This window comes from Comamonas avium (genome assembly GCF_014836675.1).
Taxonomy (GTDB): Bacteria; Pseudomonadota; Gammaproteobacteria; order Burkholderiales; family Burkholderiaceae_C; genus Comamonas; species Comamonas avium.
Genome location: NZ_JACSQK010000005.1, coordinates 137,710 through 162,388 on the forward strand (window position 1 = coordinate 137,710; position 24,679 = coordinate 162,388).

Sequence of the window (24,679 nt, forward strand, 5' to 3'; positions counted from 1 at the left end):
TTGCTCCATCAGCAACGGGCGATCAGTGGTTGTGTGAGCTGCGGTGTGCCCATGCGGTGGTGCGTTTTTCTACCCAGCTGAACAGCTCGTACATGGCCATGGCCATGGCCCCCACGACCAGCAAGCCGGCAAAGGCCAGACCCATTTGCATGGATGAGCCGGCCGAGATCAGCAGGTAGCCAATACCTTCGTTGGCGGCCGTCATCTCTGAGACGGTGGTGCCCACAAAAGCCAGCGTAATGGCTACCTTGAGCGAGCCGTAGAAGTAAGGCAGCGAGCGGGGCAGGCCCACTTTGATCAGCACATCCCAGCGCTTGGCACCGAGCACGCGCAGCACATCTTCCAGCTCAGGCTCCAGCGTGGCCAGGCCGGTGGCAATGTTGACGGTGATGGGGAAAAAACTGATGAGAAACGCCGTCAAGATGGCCGGGCCTACCCCAATGCCAAACCAGACCACCAAGATGGGGACGAAAGCGGCTTTGGGCAAGGCGTTGAAAGCGGTCATCAGCGGGTAAATGGCGGCATAGGCCAGGCGTGAGCTGCCAATCAGAAAGCCCAGCAGCACGCCCACCACAATCGCAATGCCAAAGCCTGCCATGGTCACCCAGAAGGTGCGCCAGGCGTGGTCAGCAATCACGCTGTGGTATTCCATGAAGTCCTTGAGGATGAGCGCAGGACTGGGGAAGATGAAAGGTGAGACCTGAAAGGCGGAGCACACCACCTGCCACAGCACGATCACGGCGAGCAGCAAAATCCAGGGCGACCAGCGCTGCAGCTGTTTGTTGTTGAGCTTGTACATGTTCAATGGCCTGCGGCTTATTGGTTGATGACGGCGCCGACTTTGCGCATGGCACCGATGTGGCCGCGCAACTCGTGCACGATGTCGGTGAATTCCTTGGTGTACGTCAGCTCCAGGTCACGCGGACGGGCAATGTCGATATCACGGCGCACCACGAAGCGGCCGGGGCTTTTGCTCATCACATACACGGTGTCTGCCAGAAAGACCGACTCGCGCAGGTCGTGGGTAACCAAGATGACGTTGAATTTCTGTTCCGCGTGCAGGTCACGCAAGATGCACCACAGCTCTTCGCGGGTGAAGGCATCCAGCGCACCAAAGGGCTCATCGAGCAGCAGCATCTTGGGCTCGTGAATCAGCGCCCGGCAAATGCTGGCGCGCTGCTGCATGCCGCCTGAAAGCTGCCAGGGGTACTTGTCTTCGTAGCCACCCAGCCCCACTTTTTGCAGCAGATGGCGTGCGCGCTCCACGTATTCTTTGCGGCGAGCCTTGAACTGGGAGCGGTGCGGCTCCACGATCTCCAGTGGCAGCAGCACGTTGTCCACCGTGGTGCGCCAGGGCAGCAGCGACGGCGACTGAAAGGCCATGCCGGAAATCTTCAGCGGGCCGGTGACCGGCTGGCCATCAATCAAAATTTTGCCCATCGAGGGCATGCGCAGGCCTGTGGCCAGCTTCATGAAAGTCGATTTGCCGCAGCCCGATGGGCCGACGATGGCGATGAACTCGCCTTGCTTGACCTTGAGGTCAATCGATTCGACGGCAAAGTGATTCTGGGCCAGCAACTCGTCGTTGTAGGCCAGCCAGACATCACGGAAATCAACAAAATTGGGTTCGGCAGCGCTTTGCATGCGGCTCCATCAGTGGGGCAGCCAAGCGCAGGGCCTGGCTGCCGGGTTGCACAGATGCTTTACTTCTTTGGAAAAACGTCCAGCTGCGCTGCACTGGGCAGGAAGCTGGCGTTCCACACAGCGGCGGGATCGATGCGGGTCTTGGTGCCAAATGCATCAGACACTTCAGACGCCATCAGCGACAGGCGGCCCGATTCCAGCTTGCCAAAGCCTTCCTTGCGGGCATCGGCACTGGCAACGACGGTGTCAATGGCCAGCTGCAGGCGGCGTGTTTCCAGTGCCGCATTGGCGATGCCGTCGCGTGCCTTCACGTATTCAATCGATGCACCGGGATTGGCCATGACTTCCTTGGCACCCTTGGAGAAGGCGGCCAGAAACTGCTTGATGGCCTCTGGGTTTTCTTTGATCAGCTTGGGGCTGGCAATGATCACGTTGCCGTAGTGCTTGACGCCATGGTCGGCGTACTGCAGCACCACCACGTCGCTGGCCTTGGCGCCACGGGCTTCCAGATTGAGCAGGCTGGTGAAGGTAAAGCCGGTGATGGCGTCAATGTCGCCGCGCACCAGCATGGTTTCACGCAGTGGGGGGTCCATCGATGTCCAGGTCACGTTTGCAATCTTGTTGGCCTTGGCAAATACAGGGAAAGCCTTGCGACCGGAGTCAAACACGGGGGCTCCCAGCTTCTTGTCGCTCAGATCGGCGGCAGTCTTGATGCCACTCTTTTTGAGTGCCATCACGGCTGCGGGCGTGTTGTTGTAGACCACCATGACGCCCACGGGCTTGTTGGGTGCATCGGGGTTGTTGGCGTGAAACTCCATCAGCGAAGCCATGTCGGCAAAGCCCATGTCGTAGGCACCCGAGGCCACGCGCTGCACCGCGCCGCCAGAGCCATTGCCAGCGTCCACGCTCACATCCAGACCCGCTTGCTTGAAGTAGCCCTTGGCCACAGGCTGCAGGAAGAAGGCTGAAGGGCCTTCAAAGCGCCAGTCCAGCTGGAACTTGATGGGCGTGTTTTGAGCGTGGGCAATGCCAAAGCTGCTGGCCAGAGCCAGTGCGGCGGTTGCTTGCAAGAAGCGGCGTTTTTGCATGGGGACTCCTGGTGACAAGGTGGTCAGAAATTTCCGCAACCTGCTGTGTGGTGCAAGGTTGGCGACTTTCGTAACGACAGTGAGCAAAAGTTGTGCCTGCTTTTTGTATGCAGTTTTTGTATGGTGTTTTTCGCCATCTGCGCAAGCTTGGTGCGCCCCTGCGCTGCTTTGCACCAAGGTGACTGCTGTCGGGGTGCAATACGGTGAAAATGCTGCGTTGCAACAATGCACGTTGCGCCTTTTTGGACCTTGGCCATGGCCCGCATTCAGCTTTCAGACTTTGATGATTTTGTTTTTGCCACTGCGTTGCAGTGCCCCGAGGCGCTGCATCCTGGTGCACATACCGACAACGTGCAGTTGCTGCAACTGGCATCGGCAGCGCGGTTTCGGTTTTTTGAATGGCTGGGCTACCGCGAAAACAATGTCGAGGGCGTGCAGATTTTTGTGGGCGATCAGGCGGTGCAGTACAAGGCCGAAGCTTTTCCCCAGCAAATGGTGGAAGTGCACATGGCCGTGCGGGACATGGCAGCCAAGGGCTTTGATCTGGCGTACCGGCTGGTGGATGCCGAAAGTGGCGCGCTGATCACGCTGGGCAAGATTGGCGTGGTGTGCGTACACCGCGAAAGCAAGCGCCCGTGCGCCGTGCCCGAAGTGCTCAAGCAGCGCCTGGCCCAGCTGGAGCCACTGCTGGCATTGGCTGCATAAAAATAGTGGTGCCATAGCTTGCTGGGTGCGTCGTTGCTTTGCCGGCTGTTCGTCTGCACTGCCTGCACTGGCTGAGGCCTTGCGCCTGTCTTGAGCGTCAACCAGAGTTTTAACGGGCGAGCTTTGCGGCTCCTGGTGCACAAGCATTCATCGATGCAAAGGTGTGAAAACCTTGGCGGATACGCACAGGGCGCTTCTTTTTAGCTGCAGGGTGTGAGTGAGCAGCTGCAGGATGCGGTGCGTCCCAGACATGACACGTGGCATGAATACGTGCATCTACACTTATTTTCGGCATCCCATTGGTTGGGGTGCAGGAGACCATGGTGACCCTCGCCCCCAAGCCCCCCACTGCGGCAGAGCCTGCCGCTGCGCCCCCTCAGGATGTGCGCTGCACCTGCTTTATGGTGCGCAGTCTTTCGCGCAAGATTTCTCAGCTGTATGACGACACGCTTGCGCCCAGCGGGCTCAAGGGCACGCAGTTCAGCCTGCTGTCGCAAGCGCGGACCAGGCGCGGTCAGGCTCCCCTGACCGTGACCGCGCTGGCGGCGGTGCTCAATACCGACCGCACCACCATGACGCGCAATCTGCGCACGCTGGAGCAGGCTGGCCTGATTGCACTGCAAGCCGGATCAGATGCGCGCAGTCGCTGCGTGGTGGTCACCGTGCAGGGTGAGGCTGCTTTTCGCCAGGCCCTGGGGCTGTGGAAGCAGGCGCAAGTGCAGGTGCGGCAGATGTGCGGCACCGATCAGATTGCCGCGCTGGAGCAACTGGTGCACCAGCTGCTGCCGCGTCTTGCAACCGTGCCGGAGGCCGCATGAGCACGGTTGCGCCTGTGGCTGCTTCTTCGGTTGCGGCGCTGCCCGCATCCAGCCACCCCTTGCTGCGCGGTGCCATCTTTCCGACCTTACTGCGGCTTTCAGTGCCCAATATGGTGGCCATGGGCATGGCCGTACTGGTGGCCGTGGCAGAGACGTATTACGTGGGCCGTCTGGGCACCACAGCGCTGGCTGCCATGGCGCTGGTGTTTCCGCTGGCCATGCTCACGCAAATGATGAGCAATGGTGCCATGGGCAGTGGGGTGTCCTCTGCCATCAGCCGGGCTCTGGGTGGTGGAGACAAAGACAAAGCCTCTGCGCTGGCTGTGCATGCCATCGTGATCGGGGGCGTGGTGGGGGTGCTGTATTCGCTGCTGTTTGTGCTGTGCGGCGCGGTGTTTTACCGCTGGCTGGGCGGGCAGGGGCAGGTGCTGCAAGCGGCCACAGACTTTGGCAGTGTGCTGTTCAGCGGTGCGGTGCTGGTGTGGCTGTGCAATACGCTGGCATCGGTAGTGCGGGGCACGGGCAATATGAAGCTGCCATCGGCCATTTTGTTTGGGGTGTCGATGGTGCAAATCGCCATAGGCGGGGGGCTGGGCCTGGGGCTGGGGCCGTTTCCACGCTGGGGCATGCAGGGTGTGGCGCTGGGCAATATCGTGGCCATGGCGCTGGCGGTGGTGCTGCTGCTGTGGTATTTGCTGCGTGGGCAAGACAAGCTGCAGCTGCGTGGCCATGGTGCGGCGCTGTCGTGGCCCATGTTCAAAGACATCTTGCGCGTGGGTGCGTTCGCCTGCATCTCGCCTGTTCAAACCTCGCTGGCGGCATTGATCTTTACCGGCATGGTGGCACGGCTGGGGCCGCAGGCCCTGGCAGGCTATGGCATTGGGCAGCGGCTGGAGTTTTTGCTCATTCCGATTGCCTTTGGCGTGGGGGTGGCCGCCGTGCCCATGGTGGGCATGGCCATGGGCGCAGGGCAGGTGCAGCGTGCACGCAGCGTGGCGTGGATGGGGGGCTGGCTGGCCGCTGCCATTTTGGCGGTGCTGGGCTTGCTGGTGCTGATCTGGCCCAGCGCATGGTCAGGCATCTTTACGCAAGATGCCCAGGTGCTTGCCTATGCCAACCTGTATCTGCGCACCGTAGGCCCGGTGTTTGGGCTGTTTGGCATGGGGCTGGTGCTGTACTTTGCCTCGCTGGGCGCAGGCTATGTGCGTGGGCCCGTGCTGGCGGGCACCGTGCGCCTGGCGGTGGTCATGGCCGGTGGCGCCTGGTTGATGCTGGGTGGCGCAGCCAGTGTGCATGCGCTGTTCATCTTGGTGGCGGTTGCCATGGCGCTGTACGGGGTGTGCACAGCGTGGGTCGTGTGGCGCACACCTTGGCAGCGCAGCTGAGTAATAAAAATAAGAGTTAAAAATAAGAGCTGCTAGCGCTTATGAGATGGCGTTTTCCAATATAAAACATATGGAAAACGTTGCTACTCAAGCGCTGGTAGCTCTTTTTTTTTAGATAAATGCTTTTTCAGGGATTGGCGCAGGCATTGTTCAAACCGGCCATGCCCGCCATTTTTTCAAGGCTGCTGCGCTGCTTCAAACAGGTCTGCAAGCGATCTTGCGCCGTCTGCTGCTGGGCCAGTTGTGCTGCTTTCAAACGCTCTGCCTGAATGCGCGCCACTTTCTCGCGGATTTGCGGCATCACGGCCATGACGGCCTTTTCGCCTTCCACAATGGCTTGGGCGCGCTGCGTAAAGTCAGAAGGCCCGATGTCCAGCACCTGGGGGCGCACGGTCACGTCGGCACGGGCCAGTTCAGCCTGCCCCAGCCGCTGACCCATGATGGCAATCGACTGCCCCATGGTGCCCAGCAGATTGGCGGGCGTTTTACCGCGCGGCTTTTCAGAAATATCGACGGCAATCACCAGATCAGCGCCCAGTTCGCGCACGGCATCTACGGGTACGGGGCTGGCAATGCCGCCATCCACATAGTGCTGTTTGCCAATGCGTACAGGCTCGAACACACCCGGAATACTGCTGGAGGCACGCACTGCCTGCCCCGTATTGCCGCGCGCAAACACGATGCGCTTGCCATCTTCCAGCCGCGTAGCAACCGCCACAAAGGGTTTGTGCAGTTTTTCCAGCGGCAGGTTCTGCACCTGCGTATTCACATAGTCTTGGAGTTTTTGCCCTTTGACCAGACCACCTGCCGACCACTGCAGGTCGCGAATGCTGGCTTCATCCAGAGCCACGGCCTTTTGCTGCATGTCAAAGGCATCCATGCCGCTGGCATACAGGGCCCCCACCACGCTGCCTGCGCTGGTGCCCGCCACCATGTCAGGAGCCAGGCCGTTGGCTTCCAGCATCTTGATCACGCCAATGTGCGCAAAGCCCTTGGCGGCTCCGCCACCCAGCGCAATGCCGATGCGCACTGGGGCATCGGCAGTAGGTATAGATGTAGTGCTGGCGTTGGCCGCGCTGGTACTGGTGCGGGGCACCGTGCTGCCACAGGCGGCCAAACTGAGTAAACAAACGCATGCGACAGGGCGCAGCAAGGCTTTCAAACGCATGCCTTCAATCTCGGGAGCAACAGAACAATCCAGTATAGAGGTGCCCGAAAGCGCATGCACAGTGCGTGCATGTTGCATGCAGATGTAACGAGTGGCTTTCAGGCCGCCAATCTGTTGCCCAGGTGCACAGGGGGGCAGGCACCTTGGGCACAGGCTCAGCGGTGAGCGCCGGAGATGTAATGCTCCAGATGTGCAATGGTCACTTGCTGGTCTGCCAGGGTGGTTTTGATCAAATCACCAATCGAAATCAGGCCCAGAAGCTCATGGTCGGCCCCCACCACAGGCAGGTGGCGAATTTTTAACTGCGTCATCAGCGCCATGCACTCGTCGCTGGTGTTATCTGGCCCTACGCAATGCACATGGGCGGTCATGATTTCACGCACCGGGGTGTCCAGAGAGTTACGCCCCTTGAGCGCAATTTTTCGTGCGTAATCGCGCTCGGAAACAATGCCGGCAATCGTACGCTCCTGTATGACCAGCAACGCCCCAATCTCATGCTCGGCCATTTGCTGCAAAGCAGTCAGCATCGAGTCATCAGGCTTTACGGCGTGGACAGTGGCATTCCCCTTGGTGCGCAAAATATCAGCAACTTTCGTCATGAGCCTCTCCCAAGTGATTTGGAAAATTCAGTGTGGCGATGTCGAAAAACAAATGCAAGCTGGGTTTTACGGGTGCGTGTGTGAGGAAAGCGCTTGCAGCTAGGGGAGTGACTTTCAAATGCGTGGCGCTCAAACGCTGGGGCCGGCTGGATGTGCTGCCGTTTCTCCGTTCAAGAAAAGCTGGCACGGCATAAGGCAGTCTAAAAATGTAAGAAAAATGAACTAGCTGCCAAGTTTGAACACGAACAGACCTGTATCTCCCCATATCTTGCTGAATTTCAGGAGCAAGATGTTCTAAAAACCTATCAGGAGTTTGGTACCAGTGTTTGGTCGTCTGTTCTCAAAAATTGTTCTTTTCTCCACCTTGGCTTTGTCAGCGCAGTGGGTGCATGCCAGCGAATTTCGCAGTGTCAAAGGCAACTCTGCCAACATCCGTGTTGCACCCAACACCAAATCGGAAGTTGCCTGGGAGCTGACCCGGGGCTATCCGCTAGCGGTGGTGAAAAAGAAGGGCAACTGGCTGCAAGTCAAAGACATTGATGGTGTGCTGGGCTGGGTTTACAAGCCCATTACAGCCACAACCCCTCACTACCTTGTCAAAGTCAAAACTGCCAACCTGAGAGCGGGGGCAGGCACCCAGCACAAGATCGTGGCCAAGCTGGATAAATATGACGTGGTAAAGACCATCGACAAGAAAAACGGCTGGGCCAAGGTTCGCACCAGCGCAGGCACCCAGGGCTGGGTATCGCAAAAGCTAGTCTGGGGCTGGTAGCCCAGAGCAACACATCAAGGCGCTGAGGCGCCTTTTTTTGTGTGGGCGCCAACTGATGCTGTCGGCCCAGACCTCTTGAATTTGCGCTGAACCATCTGAGGGGACTAAGAAAAGCTGGGGGCATTTTTAAATGCACCCCCAATTTTTAAAAATTTACCCCCAAATGTGCCTCCAGATGCTCCCTGGTGCCCCCGGATGCTCCCAGGTGCCCCCAGGTGCCCCCAGATGCTCCCAGGTGCCCCCAGATGCTCCCAGGTGCCCCCAGATGCTCCCAGGTGCCCCCGGATTGCGGCCCACTTTGGCGGGCGATGACGCACTACAGACTGTGTTCTACAGAGGGAAAAAGAAAAAGGCCGGAAGCTGGTGCAAGCTTACGACCTTTGATGTGGTCCCCTCGGCAGGAATCGAACCTGCATCTGACCCTTAGGAGGGGCCCGTTCTATCCATTGAACTACAAGGGGACGCGGGCGTTATTGTAAGTGGTGCAGCCCCAGGTTTTGCCAAACGAGTGGCGTGCGCTGGGGCTGGCATCAGTCCTTGCTTTTTGTGTAGATCAAGTCCACCGCGGTCTGCTCTCCGGTCTGACCGCGCAAGGTCAGGCGGCGTGACAGGTCATAGAAGATATAGAGCGTGCCCATGGCTCCGGCCAAACTTTGCTCATAGGCCACATACAGGTCTTTGGACAGGCGCTTGCCCACCGTGAGTGCAGCGCCTTGTTCGCCGTCTTCGCTGGGGCCCTTGAGGCCTACCTCATCAAACCCTAGCTGGCTGGCAAAGTTGCCGCCACCCCCACCACCACTGAGCAGGGCCAGTGCAGCTTGTTGCAGCAGGGCTGTTTCAGCGCCGCCTGCGGCTGCACTGCGGCCCATGACGACCCAGGAGAGTTTTTCCGCGTCCGACATCTCGGGCTCTGAAAACAGGGTGACACGTGGGTTGTTGGCGCTGCCTGTGACTTTGACCCCGGCCTTGACGTCGATATTGGGGCGGAAGGCCACGATATCGATGGCTGGGTTGGCATAAGGGCCGTTAAAGCGGACCGTGCCCGTTTCTACATCCAGTGACTGGCCCCAGGCACGGTAGCGACCATTGACGGTATGAATCTCGCCAGTGATGCGCGGCCCATTGGCAATCTGCAGCTGGCCTTCCAGGCGCGTGGTGATGCCATAGCCTTGCAGCGCAAAGTCATTGCCCAGGTCCAGCCGTACATCAATGATGGGTGGCTGCGCAGCTTGCACAGAGCCAGCGGCTTGGGCGCGGGCGGCTTCCTTGTCGGCCTTGTCTTGTGCAAGCTTGCGGCTGGCTGCAGAGGTGACGTGCACATCGGAATCCAGCGAAGGGGCAGACGCATCGGCCAGCATGATGGCGGCACGATCGACTTTGAGGTCGCCACGCAGCGTGACTTGGCCGCTGTTCATGCTTGCCTGAAGCTTGCCACTGACGCTGAGCTGCCGGTCGGCGCGCACCAGCACCTGCAGACGTTCTGCGAGCGCTTGAATGTCCATGCGTATACCAGAGCTGCCTGCCGGTGCGTTGGGGTCAAACTCGATAAAGCCATGACCAGTCAGCGTTCCGCCGTCTTTGGGGGCAGAGGTTAGGTTGCCGCTCTGGGTCAAGATGCGTGTGCTGCTGCCTTCGCCGCCTTTGAGGAACAGCTCGGTAATGTCCAGGCGAGAGCCCTGCAGGCGTGCACGCAGACGGCCATCTTTCAGATCCACACCATCCAGCAGTGACCGCACGCTGAGTTGATCGGCACTGAGCTGCCCGCTCCATTGCGGTGCGCTGCGGGTGCCTGAGATCACCATATCTGCATTCAAGGTGCCACCCACGCGCCATCCAGGAGGTGCAAACAAGGCCCAGATACCGATATTGGGCATGCTGGCTTTGATGGTTCCAGAAATCGGTGCATTCACCGGCCAGGCCAACCCGTTGGCGCCGGACTGTATCTGGCTGCGTAAATCGGCGTTAATCTGGCCTGCACGCTCAGAGTTCCAGGTCAGCTGTGTACGTAAGTCATTGCCCTGCGCATTCATTTGCAAACGCAACTCTTGCAGCCGGGTGCGCATACCTCGATTGCTGCTGACAGCGCGTGATTGCACTTGCTTGGTTTCTGCATTCACTTCGCTGGCACCCGTACTGCGTATGACGGTGATGGGGGCTGCGTCGCTGTCTTCTGCAGACAGGCGGATGTCGCCACTCGTGCGCTCCACGACAACGTCAGCGCGCAATTGACGGCCTGTGTTGTCAATGTCCCAGCGGCCTTGCACGACCAGATCTCCGCTGATGCCAGAGCCGGCCAGCAGAGGTTGCTTGGGGTCTGGGCTGAAAGCATCAACCCAAGCGAGTGGTACACCTTGTAGCTGGCCCTTGCTTTGCAGCGCCCAGCTGCCATTGCCAGCCTGGCGCAGCAGCACAGGCTCCCAGGCTACGCTGGCTGGCTGTGTGCCTGTGCCGGCTGGTGGTGTGATGAGCAGCCGGCCTTCACTGGCCTGAATGCGGGTGGTGCGCACAGGGTTGCCTGTGGTGTGGTGGCTGGCTGTTGCAGGGCTGGCCAGTTGCACCTGCCATGTGGTGTCAGCGCTGCCTTGCGGGCTCCAGCGCGCGTTGAGATTGGCAATTCGTGCTTGCCAGTCGGTGGCAGCAGATCCCTTGCTGGTGAGCAAACCTGCTGTGACATCGGTTGTCAGTGACAAGGTCTGGCTGCCCATTTGTGCTTGACTGTCCAGCGTGACTTGCAGAGATTCGGGGCTACCTGCCAGTGATAGCTTGAGCTGCTGCAGCTGCATTTTTGTGCCATCAGGCGGCAGATAGCTCAACTGTGGCGCAGTCACTTGGGCGTTAATTTGCAAACCACTGGCTTGCACCGCTGCTGCCGGGTTTTGCAGGCGTTGCTGCAACTTGGCCCAGCCACCACGCCATTGCAAGTTGACCGTGGTGCTGCCTTGCAGTTTGGCACCTGCCAGTGGGTCACTGCCGATGGGCAGCCGTGCCATCCATTGCCCCAGCTGCTCGGCAGAGTTGACGCGAAGGTTCAGTTTGCCCGTGCCTGCCTCAGGCCCGGCATCCATGTCCAGATCAGCCTGCACTCCGGGCAGCTGCGCATTGAGCTTGCTTTGAATGTGCTGTGTTTCGGTATTCAAGCGCAGCACATCGGTTTGCAGCTTGGTCTGCAGCGCATCCAGGTACAGGTTGCGTACCTCCAGCAGCGGCGCTTTCCATGTGCCTTCTGCCCGGGCGGCTTCAATGCGCAAGGTCTGCGCGCTGCGTGCACGGCTTGATTGCAGGTTCAGTTTGAACTGGACTTGCTGCTGTGCATTCGTTTGAGCCTGTAGCGAGCCAGACAGTGGCGCAGCATCCAGCGTGCTGTACAGATCGGCGGGGTTGACATTGATGAGCTCGGCTTGGCCTTCAAGCGCCTGAGTCTGGGTGTCAAAACGCCCCTGAGCTTGCAGATAGGCGTCGTCTGATTTGCCAAAGTCGATGCGTGCGTTTTGCAGCAGCCATGTCTGCAGGCCATCAAAGCTGGCATCTGCTGTGACGGTGCGAATGGGCAAGGCCTGTTTGTCCCATGGGGCGGGCATGCTGTTGGTTAGCGCTGCATGCACCTTCCAGCCTTGGCCTTCAGGGCCGGCCTGCAGCGTACCGTTGAGATCGGTACGCGGGCCACCGGCCATGAACAGCGATGCATCCACATGGCGCAACTGAGCGTGCGCCTGCTCCAGTGGCTGTGCCAGCCATGGCCGTACAACGGCGCTGATATCGGCAGACAAGGTGCTGCTGGCATCTTGCCCTTGAGCCTCAGTGGTGCGCGCTTGCGCGGAAATGTTCAGGCTGGCAGCTTCCGTGGCCAGGGTACCTTTGACCGAAGCACTGGCCTGAATATTAAGCAGCTTGTCGGGCTGGCTGGGCAGGGGGGCTTCGATAGCACCTTTGAGTGTGGCCTGCAGTTGCATGGGAGCCGCAGCTTGCAGCTGCGTTTCAGCCTCGTACAAGCCTCCGGCGTAGCGCAGGCTGCTGACCTTGACGTCGTGGTGGCTGCCGGTATAGCGGTAGTGGCCATACAGTTCGGTAATGACGGTTTCGGGTGGGCCTTCCCACACCAGGCGTTCAATGCGCAGTGGCACATCAATGCGCACAGGCAGCACCAGCGATTGCAGTGGCTGGGTGGGGGTATCGTCTTTGGGCTCAGGGGTGCTGCGAATGCGCAGCTCGTCCATGTTCACACGGCCAAAATGCAACTCTCTGGAGAGCAGCGGCTGCAGGCGCCATTCAATGTCTGCGCCTTTGATCTCGACCTGCATGGCTGGACTGCTCCAGCGCAGCCAGCCAATGCGGCCACCGTTGCGCAGGCTGCCCTGCACGCCGTCGGCTTCGAGCTTTTGATCGGCAGGCATCCAGCTTGCCACCTGGGCCAGCGTGCGGCTGAGCGAGTCGGCCTGACCAGACCACCACCACGCCACTCCCACCAGAGAGCACAGCGCAATCAGGCACAAGGCGATGGCCATCATGAGCCAGCGCAGCCAGCGGCGACGGCGGCGCAACTGGGCTTTGGCTGCAGGGGCAGGAGAGACCGCAGAGGTCTCCATTTGCGGTTCTTGGCGTTCTTGCATGAAATTAGAAATTGAATCCCAGGCGCAGGTGCAGGCGCACCTCCTTGGTCTCTAGGCCGTAGGCCAAATCGGCTTGCAGTGGCCCGACTGGGCTGCGCCATCGAATACCAGTGCCGATACCGACAAATACGGTGTAGATATCCAGCGAGTCAGTTACCGTGCCGGCATCCACAAAGGTGGCGTGCTCCCAGTCAGTGCGATTGCCCGCAATGGTGATGGGGCGCTGCCATTCAATGCTGCCCGATGCCATGTAGCGGCCACCAATCAGCTTGCCATTGTCACTGCGTGCACCAATGCTCTGATAGCTGTAGCCGCGCACTGTGGTGTCGCCACCAGACAGGAACAATTGCGTGATAGGTACCACGGCATCGTCGCGTGCAATTACTGCGCCACCATTGGCTCTGAAGGCTAGGCGACTGCGGCGGTTGGTGGCCTCATCGGTTTTGCTCAGCGGCATGAAGTACAGCCAGCGTGCAGACAGCCGGCTAAAGGGTTCACGGGCAGGGGTGAGCGTGGTGCCGGCACCTACGTCCCAGCCCAGCCCGTAGCCACGTGTGGGATTGGTGGCATTGTTGAAATAACGCCCTGTCCAGCCATAGTTGATGGTGATGGCCGAGCTGGAGGGTGGCGCGCCTGCGCCCTGCGCCTTGGCCATGTCGTACTGCAGATAGTAGGTGCGATCAATCTTGTCTTCGCTCTTGCTGCGGCCAGCCGCCAGCGTCACGCTGTTGGCGGTGTAATCGGCCAGCTCTTCGCGAGCGGCTTTGCCACCAAAGAAGTAATTCCAGCCGCTGTAATCAGGCAATGACGCGACGCGGGTAGAAAGCAGCGGGTTCTTCTTGTCCAGCTGCAGCTTGCTTTGCGCACGCCAGTCCAGATAAGGCACGCGGTTGTGGGTGTGATCGATGGAGAAGCGAAAACCTGTGTCGGTGCTCAAGCCCACGCCGTAAATCCATTTTTGCAACTTGGCCTCGCGCACCTGGGCGATGACGGGGGCGTGCACTTCGGTGTCGCCGGGCTGGGCCGCATCCGTTGCCAGTGTCAGAAAGACCGAGTCGTAATAGCCGCTGTTGGCCAAGCGTTGCTGGGCATCGAGCAGTGTGGTCTGGCGATATTCATCACCCACCGGCAACCGCGCCAGACGAATCAGGCCCGAAGGGTTGTAGCGTTCAGCGCCTTCAATGACCAGGGGGCCAAAGTAGTAAGCAGGGCCGGGTTCATACGCCACTTTGAGCTGCGCCTCTTGGGTGTCGGCATCGATGTCTGCACGGCTTTCAGTCAGGCTGGCGGTGGGGTAGCGACGGTTTTGCAGACGGCGGACGCCATCGTTTTTGGCGCTGCTCCATGCGGACTGGCTAAAACGTTCACCGACTGGCAAAGACCAATTGCGGCGAATGCTCTCACGCATGTTCCTGCCTTTGGGATCATCGGCATTGGTGCCGGTAAAGGCGACTTCGGTTTGGGTGACCTTGGTGGGCTCTCCTGGTTCCACTTGCACCACCACCTTGCGTGGCGTGTCGGCATCCTCTGGCGTTTCAATCAACTGCAGCTCAATGGTGGGCGAGAAATAGCCCATGGTGCCCAGCAGGCTGCGGATATTGCCATCAGCTGCGCCAAGCAGGCGGCTGAGTTCATTGCGGCGCAAGTCGCTCAAGCTGCGATAGCGCTGCAACTCCATGTGCTGCAGCAATAACTCGCGCACGTCTTTGGGGGCATCCACTTCCAGCGCAAAGCTGGCGGGAGCGTCATCACCGATTTTGTCTTTGGACAGCAGACTGCAGCCGGACAGCAGCAGTGCGCTGGTTAACAAACACGCCGATTTCCAGAAGGGCTTGTTTGTAGATAAGTGCTTGGGCATGGATTTATTTTGACAGCAGCCTCATGGTTTCTTCCAGACCTTTCAAAGTCAGGGGGTACATGCGACCGCCCATCAACTGGCGAATGACGTCAATACTTTGGCGATATTCCCACACACCCTGGGGTTCTGGATTGATCCATGCATGGTGAGGGAATGCGTTAGTCAGTCTTTGCAGCCACTCAGCGCCCGGCTCATCGTTGTTGTATTCAACGCTGCCGCCTGGTTGCAAGATTTCGTAAGGGCTCATGGTGGCATCACCAATAAATATCAATTTGTAATCTTTGTTGTATTTGCGAATGATGTCCCAGGTGTCGAACTTTTCAGCAAAACGGCGGCGGTTGTTCTTCCACATGAAGTCATACACACAGTTGTGAAAGTAATAGAACTCCAGATGCTTGAACTCGCTTTTGACGGCTGAAAACAGCTCTTCCACGCGCTGAATGTGATCGTCCATGGTGCCGCCCACATCCATGAGCAGCAGCACTTTCACATTGTTGTGGCGCTCGGGCACCATCTTGATGTCCAGCCAGCCAGCGTTGGCCGCTGTGCTGCGGATGGTGTCGGGCAAATCCAGCTCCAGGTTGCTGCCCTGGCGTGCAAATTTGCGCAGGCGGCGCAGGGCCACCTTGATGTTGCGGGTGCCCAGCTCTTGCGTGTCGTCGTAATCGCGGTAGGCGCGCTGCTCCCACACCTTGACGGCGTTGCGGTTTTTACCGGGTCCGCCAATGCGCACGCCTTGCGGGTTGTAGCCGCCGTGCCCAAAGGGGCTGGTGCCACCGGTGCCAATCCATTTGTTACCGCCTTCGTGGCGGCCTTTTTGCTCTTCCAGACGCTTTTTGAGTGTTTCCATGAGCTCATCCCAGCCCATCTTCTCGATAGCGGCCCTTTGCTCAGGTGTCAGCTCTTTGTCCAGCAGCTTGCGCAGCCACTCCTCGGGCAGCTCTTTCTTGAAGTCGGCCACCATTTCCACGCCCTTGAAGTAGGCGGCAAAGGCGCGGTCAAACTTGTCGTAATGCTTTTCGTCCTTGACCAGTGTGGTGCGGGCCAGAAAGTAAAAATCGTCCAGGCTCCAGCCGTCGTCACTGAGCGGGCCGACCACGCCGGCCTGCAGCGCTTCGAGCAGCATCAGGTATTCCTTGACGGAAACGGGCAGCTTTGCAGCGCGCAAGGTGTAGAAAAAATCGATCAGCATGGCAGTGAGAGTTTAAAAACAGAAGCTACAAGCGCTTGAAATTACTTATTTTCAAAGTGATTTGATGCGCAAGTTAATTGCTGGTAAGCGCCATATGCTTCAATTTTTCAAGTAAACGATGTTCTGCGGCTGGCCACTCGGCGGCCAGCATGCTGTACATCACGGTGTCACGCACGCTGCCATCCCAGCGCAGTGCGTGGTGGCGCAATACCCCGTCTTTATGTGCACCCAGGCGCTCAATGGCTTGCTGGCTGCGGGTGTTCAGAATGTCGGTACGCCAGCCCACCACGGCGCAGGACAGTGTTTCAAATGCATGCTGCATCAGCAGCAGCTTGGCGGCAGTGTTGACATGGCTGCGCTGTGCGCTGGCGGCGTACCAGGTGTAGCCAATCTCCAGGCGCTTTACCGCAGGCACGATGTCGTGGTAGCTGCTGGTGCCCAGCAACTTGCCGCTGGCCGCATCCAGTACGGCAAACGGGCAGCGCGTACCCTGGGCTTGCATGTCCAGGGCCTTTTGGATGTAGGCCGTCGCTTCTTCGTGCCTGGGCACCCAGGTGATGCGCAGATTCCACAGTTGGCCATCAGCGGCAGCTTCTTGCAGGCCTGCGGTGTGCAGCAGGCTCAATGGTTCAAGGCAAACACCCCAGCCTTGCAATCTGACGGGGGGCACAAAGGGCGTGCTCGGTTGTGGATCATGCATAGGGGGTAGAGGTCAATCGACCTCGGCTTCTTCGAGTTTGTTTTTGGCTTGCTGGTGGCTGCGCCAGATGCGTGCAATGTGCAAGCCTGCGCCGCCACCCAGGCCGATCATCAAAATGCCGATCATGCCGGAGCCGCTGTAGCCGTCTTCAAAGATGTCGATACCCACCATCTTGCCCAGACCATAGCCAGCCAGCGCGCCGAGCATGAAGCACACCGCGTCGGAAACTCCCTCGAGCAGCATTTTTTGTGCAGAAGCCATGTTTTTTCCCTTAAGCAAAGTCATCAAAACACCGAAGCTACGACAGACGGCATCTTTGCGCATTGGGGCAAGCCTGCAACGCGGCTGTCAGCGCCGTGTCAGCGGTTGCGCTGATTCATGAACACCAGCTTTTCAAACAGGCTCATGTCCTGTTCGTTTTTCAGCAAGGCACCAACCAGTGGCGGCACGGAGACCTTTTGGTCTGGAGACTGCAAGGCCTCCAGCGGAATGTCTTCGGCTACCAGCAGCTTGAGCCAGTCGATCAGCTCGCTGGTCGAAGGTTTTTTCTTCAGGCCCGGCAGGTTGCGCACGTCGTAGAACGTTTTGAGCGCTGCACTGAGCAAGTCGCCCTTGAGTGTGGGGAAGTGCACCGCCACAATCTGGCGCATGGTGTCTGCTTCAGGAAACTTGATGTAGTGGAAAAAGCAGCGGCGCAGGAAGGCATCGGGCAGCTCTTTTTCGTTGTTGGAGGTAATGAACACCAGCGGGCGGTGCTTGGCGCGGATCATCTCGCGGGTTTCGTAGCAGTAAAACTCCATGCGGTCGATTTCGCGCAGCAAGTCGTTGGGGAACTCGATATCTGCCTTGTCAATCTCGTCGATCAGCAGGGCCACGGGCTCGTCCGCAGTAAACGCCTGCCACAGCACGCCTTTGACGATGTAGTTGCGAATGTCCTGCGTGCGGGCGTCGCCCAGCTGGCTGTCTCGCAGACGTGAGACCGCGTCATATTCGTACAAGCCCTGCTGCGCTTTGGTGGTGGACTTGATGTGCCACTGCAGCAAGGGCATGTCCAAGGCGGCTGCCACCTCTTCGGCAAGCATGGTTTTGCCTGTGCCGGGCTCGCCTTTTACCAGCAGCGGGCGCTGCAGTTTGATGGCGGCATTCACCGCCAGCATCAGATCTTGGGTGGCAACGTAATTGTCAGAACCTTGGAATTTCATGGGCGTGATATCAGCGTAAACATTGATGTGGGTGCTTGACAACTGCTCTGATAATGAATTTTCACGACCAGATCCCAGCTGAACTTTGCAAAGGATTTTGTGCACAAAATGATCAAAACATGGACCACGGTGTTTGCATTGTTTGTCGCTTGTGCGACGTCAACTGCCTCGGCACAGGCTGTGCAGGGAGATATCAAGGCAGGTGAAGGGAAAATTTCCATGTGCATTGGCTGCCATGGTATCGCTGGTTACCAGGCCAGCTTTCCTGAGGTTTACAAGGTGCCCATGATATCGGGGCAGTCTGCAGCATATATTGCTGCGGCGCTGGATGCCTACCGCAAGGGTGATCGCCATCACCCCACCATGCGTGGCGTTGCCGAGTCACTCAGCGATCAGGACATCGCGGATGTGTCTGCCTACTACGAGGCCCACAACCCCGTACGCAAAGATGCCGCACAACCGCATGACCCACCGACGCAGGTGGCCGCCTTGATTGAAAAAGGTGCCTGCTTTACCTGCCATGGTCAAAATTTCTCCAAGCCGATTGACGCAAGCTACCCGAAAGTAGCAGGCCAGCACTCGGACTATCTGCTGGCGGCGCTCAAGTCATACAAAACAGTCAACAACCCCCGGGTTGGTCGCAGCAACGGCATCATGGCGCCAATTGCCCAGCAGTTCAGCAATCAGGAGCTCAAGCTGCTGGCCAACTACATCAGCAAGCTCGATGGGGATTTGAAAACGATTCCTCCAGCGCACTTTCGCTGAGCGCTGCCCAATAACAACAAGGCCCGCTGCAAGCGGGCCTTGTTGTTATTGGGGTTGTCTAGTCGCGCGTGGCGCGGCGCTGTACGGCAGCTACGTACTGGTCACCATCGGGCGGATGGCCATTGCGCTGGCTGTCGGCCAGCATCTGGCCCAGGCATTCCATGGTTTCGTGGTGTGCGTCGTGCAGTGAGTTGCGCCGTTTGGTCAGCAGCTCCACCGCCTGACGAATGCCGCGGGGCTGGTCTACGCTGCATTGCTCACTGATGGACAGGTGCATGGACAGGTGCAAAAACGGATTGGTGCGATCGGGCTCCAGGTCGTAATTGCGCTTGATGGCCGCCTCTACGTCGTCCAGCTCGGCAAAGTATTCCGGGTGTTCGTCAATCCACAGGCTGGCCAGTGTCTCGATGGCCTCCATCGGCGCGTTATGTAGCATTTTGCTGCGTACGCTACAGAAAAAGCGTCGCACGTCAGCTTGGGTGGGGTTGAAAAGCATGATGGGCGGCAGCGTAGCATGTGCGGCGCAATCCAGTCGCCAAGGTGGCAATAGGGCGCCGGGGTCGGCGTAAGATCGCGCGCTTCAGGTTGGCAGCTCTCGGACATTGGCACATGGATTTTCATACTTGGTTGGCATTTTTCTCGGCGTGCGTTTTCATCGCCATCTCTCCGGGCTCTGGGGCAGTGCTCTCCATGAGCCATGGTCTGGCCTACGGCGTGCGCCAGACTTCGGCCACGATTGGTGGCCTGCAGCTGGGGTTGCTGCTGATTTTGCTGATAGCAGGTGGTGGCGTTGGGGCTGTGCTGATTGCCTCTGACGTTGCCTTTACCGTGGTCAAGGTGCTGGGCGCGGGCTACCTGATTTATCTGGGCTGGAGCCAGTGGCGCAGTGTTGGCAACGGAGTGGATGTGGGGTACTTGCAGGCTGCACCTATGCCTTGGAGGCAGCGTACCCTGGCCGGATTTTTGACCAACGCCACCAACCCCAAGGGCATTATTTTCATGGTGGCTGTATTGCCGCAGTTCTTGAGCCCGGAGCGCGCATTGTGGGTGCAGCTGCTAGTGATGTCTGCGACCTGTCTGGCCGTAGATACCGTGGTGATGCACGGCTACGCCGCCAGCGCCAGTGCGCTGCGCCGCTGGATGCGCAGCAGCGAGGCCATGCGCTGGCAAAACCGCATCTTTGGTGGCTTGCTCATGCTGGTGGGTTTTGGACTGTTCTTTGTGCAGCGTTCGACAAACCAAGGGTAATTCTCGGGATGCCCGGCTTGGGCTAAATCGATAGCGGTCAGCACTTTGCGCATCAGCGCTCATGCCTGATCGGGCTGTCAGTCACCTAGGGTCAACCCCTGTCACAGGACCGACTGACTGCAGCCACAGAGGTTCTTAAATTGAAGGCATGAAAACCTTCAACTCTTATGCCCAACTGCGCGCCTGTGCAGGCCAGGAAATTGCGGTGACCGACTGGATCACCATTACCCAAGAGCAAGTGAACCTGTTCGCTGACGCAACGGGTGATCACCAGTGGATCCACATCGATCCGGTCAAAGCGGCTCAAGGCCCGTTTGGTGGGCCGATTGCACATGGCTTTCTGTCACTGTCACTGCTGCCTTTGTTTTTTAGCCAGGCAGTGCACATTGAAGGTGCCACGATGGGGGTGAACTATGGCTTGAACAAGGTACGTTTTCCGGCCCCTGTGCCTGTGGGCAGCCGCGTGCGAGCCCGGGTTGGGGTGCAGGCGGTGGAGCCCGTGGGCCCAGACAGCGTGCAAATTACATGGCTGGTGACTGTCGAGCGAGAAGGTGGCGACAAGCCGGTGTGTGTGGCGGAATCGCTGTCACGCAGTTACGGCGCCCCGATGGGGGCGTCGATGCTGACTTAACGTGCAGGGTGTCCGTCAGGCGTTAAAAAACGATTCTGGCGCCAGGCTTCAAACACGGTGACAGCCACGGCGTTAGACAGGTTCAGGCTGCGCTGGCCTTCCAGCATGGGCAGGCGCAGGCGCTGTGCCGTGGGGAAAAACTCACGCACTTCGGGTGCAAGGCCGCGTGTTTCACAACCGAACACAAACCAGTCGCCCGGTTGGAGCTGCAGCGAATGGGCAGGCTGGCTGCCATGCGTGGTCATGGCAAACATGCGTTCTTGCGCAGGTTGCATGGTTTGCAGAAAATTTTGCCAGCTGGCATGGCGACGCACGCTGGTGTACTCGTGGTAGTCCAACCCAGCGCGGCGCATGTGGCGGTCTTCCATGGAAAAGCCCAGGGGCTCAATCAGGTGCAACTGGCAGCCGGTGTTGGCTGCCAGGCGAATGATGTTGCCTGTATTCGGTGGAATCTCAGGCTCTACAAGAACGATATGGAACATGGCGGCGTATTGTCCGCTTTTGGGCTTGTCCCTGGCGGTGTTTATGGTGTCCGGGCCATGCACAGTACGTGAATCTGACGGGCGCCAGCTTGCAGCAAACAGTGGCTGGCTGCGGTGAGTGTGGCGCCAGTGGTCATTACGTCATCGATCAACAGAACTTTTTTACCCTGAATGTGGTGGCGCTGCGCAGTGTCAATGGTGAAGGCGTTGCGCAAATTACGCAGACGCTGTGCGCGGGTTGAGCCACTTTGGGCCATGGCGTGGTGCGTGCGTGCCAGGCAATGGAGCTGGTGCTTGTGACTTTTGAAAGCCTGGGCCAGCAGCGCCGCCTGGTTGTAGCCGCGTTCACGCATGCGTTCTTTGGATAAGGGGATGGGGATCAGTACATCAGCGGCATCGATAGCGGCTTGAATGCGTGCGTCTTGCAGCATCCAGTGTGCTGCGTAGCGGGCCAGAGCGGGCTGCTGTCCAAATTTCCAGCGTGAAATCAAGTTGTTCCATGGATAGTGGTAGTCCATCCATGCGTGTGCTTCATGCCATGCAGGAGGGTGCCGCAGGCATGCGCCGCAGCGCGGCCGCTCGGGGCCAACGCCTGGCAGAGCCAATGCACAGCCTGTACAGCGAAATGGTGCATGGGTGGCAAAACGCTGCCAGCAGTCGGGGCACAGCACATCCTGGCTTGGCCATGCGTGGCATGCCAGACACTGACTGGGTAAGGCACGGAGCCATTTCACAGGATGGGATAGCCATGTTGGCCAACGCAGAGGCATGAAATCAATATACTGCCGCGGCACCTGCCGTTGCCATGCCGTGTGGCGGCGGGGTTGCTAGTTGAGTTTGCACTTCCATGTCTGAGCACTTGCCCCCCACCATTGATCCTATCGCTGCTGCACGCTGGCAACAGGCTGCACCGGCCCAGTCGCCGTGGCTGCATGAAGAGGTGGGCCGCCGGATGGAGGCGCGTTTGCAGTGGATTTGCCGCACCCCCGGTACATGGTGCGACTGGCAGCCCGTGCGCGGTGGCATGCAGGTGCATGCAGCTTTGGCACAACGCTATCCGCAGGCGCAATGCTATGTGGTCGAGCCCGTGCCGCGCATGCAGACTGTTGCCCAGGAGCAGTGGGCCAAGCCATGGTGGAGCCCCTCACGCTGGGGTGGTGCCAAGACTTTGATGGAGATGCCGGCCGCCGGTAGCGTGGATATGTTGTGGGCCAACATGCTGCTGCACAACCAGGCACAGCCTGTGCAAATGCTCAAGCAGTGGCATGAAGCTTTGGCTGTAGATGGCTTTGTGATGTTTTCGTGTCTGGGGCCAGATACCGCCAAAGAAATGCGTGCCCTGTATGAGCGCATGGGCTGGCCAGCAGCCGGGCATAGCTTTACCGATATGCACGACTGGGGAGACATGCTGGTGCAGGCAGGCTTTGCAGAGCCTGTGATGGATATGGAAACCATTACGCTGACTTTTGCCAGCCCCGAGCGCTTGCTGCAAGAGCTGCGTGAGCTGGGCTGCAACTTGCATCCCCAGCGTTTTTCGGGCTTGCGTGGCCGCGCATGGTTGGCACAGTTGCACGCTGCCATGGGCGAGCATTTGCGTGTCGATCACAGCGAGGGGCAACTGGCCTTGTCCTTTGAACTGGTTTATGGCCATGCGTTTAAACCTGTTCCACGTGTGGCAGTGGACAGTGAAAGTTCGGTCTCTTTAGACCAGATGCGCAGCATGCTCAAGCAGGGTCGGGAGCAGGGTTTGCGATAGGCGAAAAGCCTTTTTTGCTGCATTGATTTAACGCAAAGCGCACTACAATTTTTTCAAACTACTGATAGCAAGCACGGCCCTGGAGCGCGGATTTGGGCAGTGCAAAGCCAACGGCCCAGCGGTCGTCAGGGGAGAAAAAAATTGGTGTGTCGCTATGCCTTGCAGACAGGCTGGACCGCAAAGCCTGGGTCAGTCTCTCGTGTTTTTTTGTTGTTGCATCACGCGTACCAGCGTGCATGCAGTTGGCGATTTCATTCATCGTTTTTTGCGCGGCATCCTACAGGGCACCGTTGCAGCGATGTCTTCTCCTGCTTGAAACCCCTGTATGCGCTGGCGCTGCATCCCTGCAAACTGCATGCAGGGCAGTTGGGTGCAGTGTGCCAGGCACCTTGATTTTTGCTTTCTTCGCAAGACTTCGCACGGCACTGTAATGGCAGGCGGGCAACGGAATCCCGGAGGCTCAGACGCAAGTGAGAAATATGAAAAGCAGTATCTTTCAACTGGTTTCTCTGTGTACGGCTGCAACAGCATGGCTGGCCAGTACCGCGCATGCAGTGCAAGACTTGCCCGGTGGCCCAGCCGTCAAACAGCTGAACTTGCACCCGCCGGTCACGCGCATTGCCCAGGAGCAGCACTTTCTGCACTGGATGATGCTGGCCATCTGCGTAGTGATCTTTGTGGCTGTATTTGCGGTGATGTTCTATTCCATCTGGAAGCATCGCAAATCCCAGGGTGCCAAGGCTGCCAACTTCCACGAATCAGCGACGGTAGAGGTCATCTGGACGGTGATTCCCTTCATCATCGTGATCTTGATGGCGCTGCCCGCTACCAAGGTGCTGGTGGCGCAAAAAGATACCACCAACGCCGAGCTGACCATCAAGGTCACGGGCTATCAGTGGAAGTGGGGGTACGACTACCTCAAAGGCCCGGGCGAGGGGCTGAGCTTCCTGTCCACCATCGACAGCAGCCACCGTGCAATGTCCAGCAGCGGTGATGTGAGCAATGCACCCAATGATTATTTGCTGCGGGTAGACAACCCGCTGGTCGTGCCAGTAGGCAAGAAGGTGCGCATCATCACCACGGCCAATGATGTGATCCATAGTTTCATGGTGCCGGCTTTCGGTATCAAGCAAGACGCGATTCCTGGCTTTGTACGTGATACATGGTTCAAGGCAGACAAACCGGGTGATTACTACGGACAGTGCGCAGAGCTGTGCGGAAAAGAGCACGCCTACATGCCGATTCATGTGAAGGTGCTGGACAGCGGCCCTTATGCAGCATGGGTGGATGAACAGCTCAAGCTGGCAGCGGCCAAAAAAGATGACCCAACCAAAGAGTGGAAGCTCGATGAACTGGTTGCGCGTGGCGCAAAGGTTTACGCAGCCAACTGTGCGGCGTGTCATCAGGCCAGTGGCAAGGGCGCAGGGGCTATCAAGGCGCTGGATGGCAGCGCGCTGGTACGTGGCTCTCTGGCTGAACCCATGCATGTGGTGCTGGAAGGGCGTGCGAATGGGGCCATGCCATCCTGGAAGCAACTGAGCGATGTAGAGCTGGCCGCCGTGCTGACCTATGTGAAAAACAATTGGAGCAACCAGACGGGGCAATTGATTCAGCCTGCGCAGTTCACCCAGGCGCGCAAGGGCAGCTTTCCTGAAGGTGGTGCACCTGCTGCGGCTACTGAGCCAGCGCCAGCTTCTGCAGCGCCTGCGCCAGACACTGCTTTACCCGTCAGTGCGGGTGGCATGCCTTACCAGGTTTTCTTTGCCACCGGCCAAAGTGCGCTGGATGACAAATCAAAGGCGACCGTGCAGCAAGCCGTGCAGTGGCTGCAAAGCAATGACAGCGTCAAGATTGCGCTGTCAGGTTATGTCGATGCCACCGGCAGCGCTGATGTGAATGCGGAACTTGCCAAGCAGCGTGCCCAGGCAGTGGCCAAGGCGCTGACAGATGCGGGCGTGGCCGCTGAACGTATTGAGCTGCGCAAGCCGCAAACCATTACCGACAGCGCTGGTGCCAACGAGCAGGCACGCCGTGTAGATATCGTGGCTGCGCAGTGAGC

23 protein-coding genes and 1 tRNA gene are annotated in these 24,679 nt (G+C 58.8%); 9 read left to right on the forward strand and 15 right to left on the reverse strand.

The window, feature by feature from the left end:
• Positions 1 to 22: 22 nt before the first annotated feature.
• Genes H9646_RS10880 through H9646_RS10890 form a run of 3 tightly spaced genes read right to left on the reverse strand, consistent with a single transcriptional unit; the run spans position 23 to position 2,732 of the window.
• The gene (locus H9646_RS10880) at positions 23 to 799 is read right to left on the reverse strand and encodes an ABC transporter permease (protein WP_191723393.1); all 777 of its coding nucleotides are present in this window, start codon (positions 797 to 799) and stop codon (positions 23 to 25) included.
• 17 nt (positions 800 to 816) lie between these two features.
• Positions 817 to 1,644, reverse strand: a complete 828-nt coding sequence (locus H9646_RS10885) for an ABC transporter ATP-binding protein (RefSeq protein WP_191723394.1) — start codon at positions 1,642 to 1,644, stop codon at positions 817 to 819.
• Between the two features lie 59 nt (positions 1,645 to 1,703).
• Positions 1,704 to 2,732: an ABC transporter substrate-binding protein gene (locus H9646_RS10890; protein ID WP_191723395.1), complete on the reverse strand. Its 1,029-nt coding sequence runs from the start codon at positions 2,730 to 2,732 to the stop codon at positions 1,704 to 1,706.
• Positions 2,733 to 2,987: 255 nt separating this feature from the next.
• Here H9646_RS10890 and H9646_RS10895 point away from each other — a divergent pair, with 255 nt between their 5' ends.
• The 3 genes from H9646_RS10895 (at position 2,988) to H9646_RS10905 (ending at position 5,640) form a co-directional block, all read left to right on the forward strand.
• Positions 2,988 to 3,437, forward strand: coding sequence for an acyl-CoA thioesterase (locus H9646_RS10895; RefSeq protein WP_191723396.1), 450 nt, complete (start codon positions 2,988 to 2,990; stop codon positions 3,435 to 3,437).
• A gap of 320 nt (positions 3,438 to 3,757) precedes the next feature.
• Positions 3,758 to 4,255 carry a MarR family winged helix-turn-helix transcriptional regulator gene (locus H9646_RS10900; protein WP_191723397.1) on the forward strand — a complete coding sequence of 166 codons (498 nt, stop codon included), beginning with the start codon at positions 3,758 to 3,760 and terminating at the stop codon, positions 4,253 to 4,255.
• Positions 4,252 to 5,640, forward strand: a complete 1,389-nt coding sequence (locus tag H9646_RS10905; RefSeq protein ID WP_191723398.1) for an MATE family efflux transporter — start codon at positions 4,252 to 4,254, stop codon at positions 5,638 to 5,640. The genes H9646_RS10900 and H9646_RS10905 overlap by 4 nt, the downstream gene beginning before the upstream one ends.
• Before the next feature lie 127 nt (positions 5,641 to 5,767).
• Here H9646_RS10905 and H9646_RS10910 read toward each other — a convergent pair whose 3' ends face one another.
• Both H9646_RS10910 and H9646_RS10915 read right to left on the reverse strand, forming a co-directional pair.
• A complete protein-coding gene (locus H9646_RS10910) occupies positions 5,768 to 6,808 on the reverse strand; it encodes a patatin-like phospholipase family protein (protein WP_191723674.1) in 1,041 nt (346 codons plus the stop codon).
• A gap of 155 nt (positions 6,809 to 6,963) precedes the next feature.
• A complete protein-coding gene (locus H9646_RS10915; RefSeq protein ID WP_191723399.1) occupies positions 6,964 to 7,407 on the reverse strand; it encodes a CBS domain-containing protein in 444 nt (147 codons plus the stop codon).
• Positions 7,408 to 7,771: 364 nt separating this feature from the next.
• On the opposite strand from H9646_RS10915, the gene H9646_RS10920 reads away from it, so the two are divergent.
• A complete protein-coding gene (locus tag H9646_RS10920; RefSeq protein WP_225214137.1) occupies positions 7,772 to 8,179 on the forward strand; it encodes an SH3 domain-containing protein in 408 nt (135 codons plus the stop codon).
• Between the two features lie 386 nt (positions 8,180 to 8,565).
• Here H9646_RS10920 and H9646_RS10925 read toward each other — a convergent pair.
• The 7 genes from H9646_RS10925 to H9646_RS10955 all read right to left on the reverse strand — a co-directional run bounded on the left by H9646_RS10925 (position 8,566) and on the right by H9646_RS10955 (position 17,738).
• A tRNA-Arg gene (locus H9646_RS10925) sits at positions 8,566 to 8,640 on the reverse strand.
• A gap of 69 nt (positions 8,641 to 8,709) precedes the next feature.
• Positions 8,710 to 12,786 carry a translocation/assembly module TamB domain-containing protein gene (locus H9646_RS10930; RefSeq protein ID WP_225214138.1) on the reverse strand — a complete coding sequence of 1,359 codons (4,077 nt, stop codon included), beginning with the start codon at positions 12,784 to 12,786 and terminating at the stop codon, positions 8,710 to 8,712.
• A 4-nt stretch (positions 12,787 to 12,790) separates the two neighbouring features.
• The gene (locus H9646_RS10935; protein ID WP_191723400.1) at positions 12,791 to 14,644 is read right to left on the reverse strand and encodes an autotransporter assembly complex protein TamA; all 1,854 of its coding nucleotides are present in this window, start codon (positions 14,642 to 14,644) and stop codon (positions 12,791 to 12,793) included.
• Positions 14,645 to 14,648: 4 nt separating this feature from the next.
• Entirely contained in the window at positions 14,649 to 15,836 is a 1,188-nt protein-coding gene (locus H9646_RS10940) for a vWA domain-containing protein (RefSeq protein ID WP_191723401.1), read from the reverse strand.
• 73 nt (positions 15,837 to 15,909) lie between these two features.
• Complete coding sequence (locus H9646_RS10945; protein ID WP_191723402.1) at positions 15,910 to 16,536, reverse strand: GNAT family N-acetyltransferase; 627 nt, start codon at positions 16,534 to 16,536, stop codon at positions 15,910 to 15,912.
• Positions 16,537 to 16,548: 12 nt separating this feature from the next.
• Complete coding sequence (locus H9646_RS10950; protein WP_191723403.1) at positions 16,549 to 16,797, reverse strand: hypothetical protein; 249 nt, start codon at positions 16,795 to 16,797, stop codon at positions 16,549 to 16,551.
• A gap of 98 nt (positions 16,798 to 16,895) precedes the next feature.
• Complete coding sequence (locus H9646_RS10955; protein ID WP_191723404.1) at positions 16,896 to 17,738, reverse strand: AAA family ATPase; 843 nt, start codon at positions 17,736 to 17,738, stop codon at positions 16,896 to 16,898.
• Positions 17,739 to 17,846: 108 nt separating this feature from the next.
• On the opposite strand from H9646_RS10955, the gene H9646_RS10960 reads away from it, so the two are divergent.
• Positions 17,847 to 18,503: a c-type cytochrome gene (locus H9646_RS10960; RefSeq protein WP_191723405.1), complete on the forward strand. Its 657-nt coding sequence runs from the start codon at positions 17,847 to 17,849 to the stop codon at positions 18,501 to 18,503.
• Positions 18,504 to 18,561: 58 nt separating this feature from the next.
• On the opposite strand, the gene H9646_RS10965 is transcribed toward H9646_RS10960, so the two are convergent.
• Complete coding sequence (locus tag H9646_RS10965; protein WP_191723406.1) at positions 18,562 to 18,999, reverse strand: DUF1841 family protein; 438 nt, start codon at positions 18,997 to 18,999, stop codon at positions 18,562 to 18,564.
• 113 nt (positions 19,000 to 19,112) lie between these two features.
• On the opposite strand from H9646_RS10965, the gene H9646_RS10970 reads away from it, so the two are divergent.
• Together H9646_RS10970 and H9646_RS10975 are read left to right on the forward strand one after the other, a co-directional pair.
• Positions 19,113 to 19,751 (forward strand): LysE family translocator, encoded by a 639-nt coding sequence (locus tag H9646_RS10970; RefSeq protein ID WP_191723407.1) that lies wholly within the window; start codon positions 19,113 to 19,115, stop codon positions 19,749 to 19,751.
• Between the two features lie 148 nt (positions 19,752 to 19,899).
• Positions 19,900 to 20,382, forward strand: a complete 483-nt coding sequence (locus H9646_RS10975; protein ID WP_191723408.1) for a MaoC family dehydratase — start codon at positions 19,900 to 19,902, stop codon at positions 20,380 to 20,382.
• On the opposite strand, the gene trmL is transcribed toward H9646_RS10975, so the two are convergent.
• Both trmL and H9646_RS10985 read right to left on the reverse strand, forming a co-directional pair.
• Positions 20,379 to 20,864: a tRNA (uridine(34)/cytosine(34)/5-carboxymethylaminomethyluridine(34)-2'-O)-methyltransferase TrmL gene (gene trmL / locus H9646_RS10980; protein WP_191723409.1), complete on the reverse strand. Its 486-nt coding sequence runs from the start codon at positions 20,862 to 20,864 to the stop codon at positions 20,379 to 20,381. The two genes, H9646_RS10975 and trmL, sit on opposite strands and share 4 nt — an antisense overlap.
• A 41-nt stretch (positions 20,865 to 20,905) precedes the next feature.
• Entirely contained in the window at positions 20,906 to 21,382 is a 477-nt protein-coding gene (locus tag H9646_RS10985; RefSeq protein WP_191723410.1) for a ComF family protein, read from the reverse strand.
• A gap of 329 nt (positions 21,383 to 21,711) precedes the next feature.
• Between H9646_RS10985 and H9646_RS10990 the strand changes: the two genes are divergently transcribed.
• Together H9646_RS10990 and coxB are read left to right on the forward strand one after the other, a co-directional pair.
• Entirely contained in the window at positions 21,712 to 22,620 is a 909-nt protein-coding gene (locus H9646_RS10990; RefSeq protein WP_191723411.1) for a methyltransferase domain-containing protein, read from the forward strand.
• A 479-nt stretch (positions 22,621 to 23,099) separates the two neighbouring features.
• The gene (coxB, locus tag H9646_RS10995; RefSeq protein ID WP_191723412.1) at positions 23,100 to 24,677 is read left to right on the forward strand and encodes a cytochrome c oxidase subunit II; all 1,578 of its coding nucleotides are present in this window, start codon (positions 23,100 to 23,102) and stop codon (positions 24,675 to 24,677) included.
• Positions 24,678 to 24,679 lie beyond the last annotated feature (2 nt).